Consider the following 4598-nt stretch of genomic DNA (forward strand, 5'->3'; position numbering starts at 1 on the left):
GGGCATCCTGCCCGCGCGACCAGATCAAGAACGGGCATCCTGCCCGCGCGACCAGATCAAGAACGGGCATCCTGCCCGCGAATAGGAGTAGAGTGGGCATCCTGCCCGCGCGACCAGATCAAGAACGGGCATCCTGCCTGGGGTGAAAATATCAGGAACAGGCAAGATGCCTGGGGTGAAAATATCAGGAACGGGCATCCTGCCCGCGCGACCAGATCAAGAACGGGCATCCTGCCTGGGGTGAAAATATCAGGAACAGGCAAGATGCCTGGGGTGAAAATATCAGGAACGGGCATCCTGCCTGGGGTGAAAATATCAGGAACAGGCAAGATGCCTGGGGTCAAAATATCAGGAACAGGCAAGATGCCTGGGGTGAAAATATCAGGAACAGGCAAGATGCCTGGGGTCAAAATATCAGGAACAGGCAAGATGCCTGTTCCACGGGTCGCACCTCTTGATGCAGCGCATACCTATTGCCTATTCCCTGTTCCCTATTCCCTATTCCCTATTCCCTATTCCCTATTCCCTATTCCCTAGCGCTACGCGCTATAACTCTACTACTCAGTCCTATGGTAAAAACCCTAAGTAGATCATGGTTTCTGTGCTTAAGTCTATCTTCATTTTTGGTAGCTTGCAGTGCTCCTACCCTTAACAATCAACAGCCAAAAGTGGTGAGCCTAACGGTATCAGTTGCTGCTAGCTTACAAGATGCTATGAAAGCCATCAAAGTACTCTACACTAAGCAAACACCAGAGGTTACCATTATTTATAACTTTGCATCATCTGGTTCGTTGCAGCAACAAATCGAACAGGGAGCGCCAGTGGATGTTTTTATTTCAGCAGCTCTGAAACAGATGAATGCTCTGGACTCTAAGGGGCTTTTACTAGAAAAAACAAGGCAAAATCTTATTACTAATCAGGTAGTTTTAGTTAGTTATAAAGACGATAATGGTATCTATAATTTTAAGGATTTAAGGTCTGATCAAATCAGTAAAATAGCCATGGGAGACCCGGAAAGTGTACCATCTGGACAGTATGCTAAGGAAGTTCTGACTACTCTGAATTTGTTTGAACAGCTCAAACCCAAGTTGGTTTTTGGGAAAGATGTTCGCCAAGTTCTATCCTATGTGGAAACAGGTAATGTGGATGCTGGATTGGTGTATGCAACAGATGCTAACGTATCAAACCAAGTTAAACGAGTTGCTACTGCTCCGCCAGAGTCTTACTCCCGGATTATCTACCCTGTAGCGGTATTGAAGGAGTCTAAAAACCCTGATCATGCTAACCAGTTTGTGCAGTTTCTGATCAGTGATTCAGCTAAAAATGTATTTTTGAAGTATGGGTTTACTATGGTGGATAATTGAATTTTAATTATAAGGGAGTAGGGAGCAGGGAGTAGCTTTCAAGGGTATGTTTTTTTAGATTTCGCCATTGGCCTTCACGGCTGCGATTCTCCTAGGTCGCCGCTACGGGAACGCCTTTGGCGCAGCAAAGCTGTTCCCGTAGGGTGGTTCAAAGGCCAATTGCAGACCCAAACTCATGTTTACTCAGCTCACAGTAAAGACACCATCCCTAACTCTCCCCACTGGAACCATCTTCGTCACTTTCGGGAGTAGATATTTCAGTTGGAGGTTGGTAAGTGGGTAAGGAGCGAACAAACTCCCTAAATAACTCGGTTTTATTTCGATTGGTTATTTTTTTTACCTACTCCTTGCTCCCTTGCAAGAGTCACACTGCTTTCACAGTATACTGTTGCCCGTTCCCCCAGCCTCAGCCTTGTCTACAAATTACTCATAGACGACGAGCATAATTGCCCAGGTCATCAGGAAAAAACCGAATATTTGATAGTAATTCATAGACTCTTTGAGAAATAAACGGGACACAAGGGCGACAGACAAAACTCCCGTGCCTAGATTCAATGCCGCCATTTCCCCTCCAGTGTAGACTCCATGACCATAACGAATTGCTAAAACATTAAGAATGTATTCTGGGAGGACAATTACCCAACTGATGAGGAGAGCCAGGAGAAATCCTTGGTTTTGGAACCGGATATGACCCAGCCAAGCGAAAGCCATCAGTAAACTTGATAAACATAGCATTAGGGGAACTAAAACGACTTTCATTGAAAATCAAAACGTAATTTCTCTTCTGAAGGTAACTTAGCATTAAGCAGTGTGGGAGGATTTCCTGCTAATGAAAACCATGGCGATAATCATTAGCCCAAAACCAAAAAGTTTTTTTAGGCCCAAATCCTCCCCCAGTAACAGTCGGGAGACCAGGGCAACGCAAATTACCCCAGAACAGAGACGAAAAGCCGCCATCTGTGCCCCAGTGTAAACTTTATAACCTAGCCGAATTGCAACAATATTGATAAAATATTCTGGAAGCACAAGCAGCCAAGAGCATAATATAGCCCAGATCAAGGGAAATTGGTTAAATTTCAGATGTCCGAGCCAAGCGATTGCCATGATCATACTAGATGTGAAGAGCATGATCGGTACGACAAAAGCTCGGAAACTCTCTGTTACAGGGTTAGATTTTTCTGCGAATAAAAGATTATTTTGTTTCCACACTACAAGTTTTTCTCCTAATACCATTTCTAAATTTAACGTACTCTACAGAGGGCTTGCTGAAAAAAAAGATGGTGAAAAAAACTACTGATGCTGTGGAGGGTGAACCGGAACAAAAAAGTTAGAACAAGCTAAAGGAAATCACAAATCAAGGAAAATTAAGAATAGATGCTACTTGTGCTCCAGCAGATCTCAGGTATCCCAAAGATTTAGGGTTGTTAAATCAAAGTCGAATACAAACGGAAAATATCATAGATATTCTCTACAAATCTCAGGCAGGAAAACTGAAGAAAAAAACAAGAACTTAAGAGAATCGGGGCTGGCTGCCTGACACAAGTGGCTCAAAGCTTGCAATGACGTTGTTTGCTAGAATTGGGGCAGAGTGATAGGCAAGCGCAAGAGTCACTACACAACTAGCTCAACAGCAAGCATGTCTTACTCTACCCAACTTTATAATCAGCTATTTAACTTTTTGCGTCAATACAGCCGCGCTCCGCGTTCTGCGTCATCTCAAAACAGAGCGCCTGGATGGGTTTGCGCCTTAGTCTGTAGTGGTCTTGTTTTTATCTATTCAGATTAGACTATGAATGAGGTTTGTTGTTAATATATATAGCGTTTATCGTAGTTATGAGGTACACTATTCTTTGAGTTTGATTCCCTGTTAGGTGCGCTTTCCGTTGGCGAATTAAATTCGCCACGGGTCGCACCTCTTGATGCAGCGCATCGCTATTCCATCTTCCCTATTAACCTCCTGGGAGGGGTTAGGGGTGGGTTAATGTTCCCAGATCCGCTGTTCCCTAAAATCTGGGAATTGTGTACCTCATAGCTATGATAATTGCTAGATATTGTTAAGGCGCAACTAATTAGTAAATCACTGCACCTGGTCCTTCAGAAATACCAGTATTGGGTACTTCTTCGTCTCCAACCCATTCAGAGCCATTAAACACATTACACCACATCCATCCACTGTCCTCTCGCCCTTGATGTAACAGGTAAATTTGGTCATTATATACGACTGCTGATGGTCCAGCAGTTATCCCAGTTTTATGTATCTTGTGATCTCCAGCCCACTTATCGCCATCGAAGACATTGCACCAGAGCCAACCGTTATCACCTCTGCCCTCGTGAAACACGTATACTTGACCGTTGTAGACTAATGCATCTGGATCATCAGTTAAACCTGTGGCCCGTACCTCTTTATCTCCAGCCCACTCATTGCCATCAAAAACGTTATACCAGAGCCAGCCACTATCCCCTCGCCCTTGGTGGAACACATAGAGGAGGTCATTGTATACTACTGCTGATGGACTAGAGGTAATTCCGGTTTTAGGTACCTCTTGATCCCCAGCCCACTCATTGCCATCAAAAACGTTATACCAGAGCCAACCACTATCTCCTCGTCCTTGGTGGAAAACATAGAGAAGGTCATTGTATACTACTGCTGATGGGCCAGCAGTTATACCAGTATTACCAATTTCTTTATCTCCAGCCCACTCATTGCCATCAAAAACGTTATACCAGAGCCAGCCACTATCTCCTCGTCCTTGGTGGAACACATAGAGGAGGTCATTGTTTGTTTCCTATTTCTCTCTAGATAATCATACTAATAGGACAATGCAGTCTCAAGAGGTGGAAAAGGAGCTGGCATCAAAAGTTAAAATTACCCTGGCTAGATATCACATTTTGGCTAAATTTTTCTGGCGCTTACCCTGAAAATAAATATATTAAGTTTATTAACGTTTTAGCTCAAGTTAATCATTGCTGTGACACTATAACTATGACACCTAGTCATAGTTAACCGGCTAGGAAGAGATCACAAGAAGCTGTTTTGGTGGCGTTGCTTAATAATGGCATGATTTTAAGAGTGTTTAGGTGCGCGCCTCCTAGGCCGGGTTCCCGGGCCATGGGTCGCACCTGTGGAATAGGCATCTTGCCTGTTCCGCGTAGTCTTGGGGCGGGCAGGATGCCCACTCTACCTGACGGGGTGACAAACAGCCTTAAAAGCTTTACGGGGTGTGGGGTGTGGGG

5 protein-coding genes and 1 pseudogene are annotated in these 4598 nt (G+C 44.4%); 2 read left to right on the top strand and 4 right to left on the bottom strand.

The window, feature by feature from the left end; genetic code table 11:
- Positions 1-56 precede the first annotated feature (56 nt).
- On the bottom strand, positions 57-428 hold the full coding sequence (locus AC4II3_RS31410; RefSeq protein ID WP_490723015.1) for a hypothetical protein: 372 nt from the start codon (positions 426-428) through the stop codon (positions 57-59).
- Between the two features lie 141 nt (positions 429-569).
- Here AC4II3_RS31410 and modA point away from each other — a divergent pair, with 141 nt between their 5' ends.
- Positions 570-1364: a molybdate ABC transporter substrate-binding protein gene (gene modA / locus AC4II3_RS31415; protein ID WP_488029591.1), complete on the top strand. Its 795-nt coding sequence runs from the start codon at positions 570-572 to the stop codon at positions 1362-1364.
- 423 nt (positions 1365-1787) lie between these two features.
- Here modA and AC4II3_RS31420 read toward each other — a convergent pair whose 3' ends face one another.
- Both AC4II3_RS31420 and AC4II3_RS31425 read right to left on the bottom strand, forming a co-directional pair.
- Entirely contained in the window at positions 1788-2123 is a 336-nt protein-coding gene (locus tag AC4II3_RS31420) for a DMT family protein (RefSeq protein ID WP_287314885.1), read from the bottom strand.
- A gap of 42 nt (positions 2124-2165) precedes the next feature.
- The gene (locus AC4II3_RS31425) at positions 2166-2597 is read right to left on the bottom strand and encodes a DMT family protein (RefSeq protein ID WP_488017112.1); all 432 of its coding nucleotides are present in this window, start codon (positions 2595-2597) and stop codon (positions 2166-2168) included.
- Between the two features lie 107 nt (positions 2598-2704).
- Here AC4II3_RS31425 and AC4II3_RS31430 point away from each other — a divergent pair.
- Positions 2705-2875: pseudogene (locus AC4II3_RS31430) on the top strand (IS5/IS1182 family transposase); the annotation flags it as partial.
- 558 nt (positions 2876-3433) lie between these two features.
- On the opposite strand, the gene AC4II3_RS31435 reads toward AC4II3_RS31430, so the two are convergent.
- Positions 3434-4126, bottom strand: coding sequence for a hypothetical protein (locus tag AC4II3_RS31435; RefSeq protein ID WP_488029589.1), 693 nt, complete (start codon positions 4124-4126; stop codon positions 3434-3436).
- Positions 4127-4598 lie beyond the last annotated feature (472 nt).

Source organism: Moorena sp. (assembly GCF_982860115.1).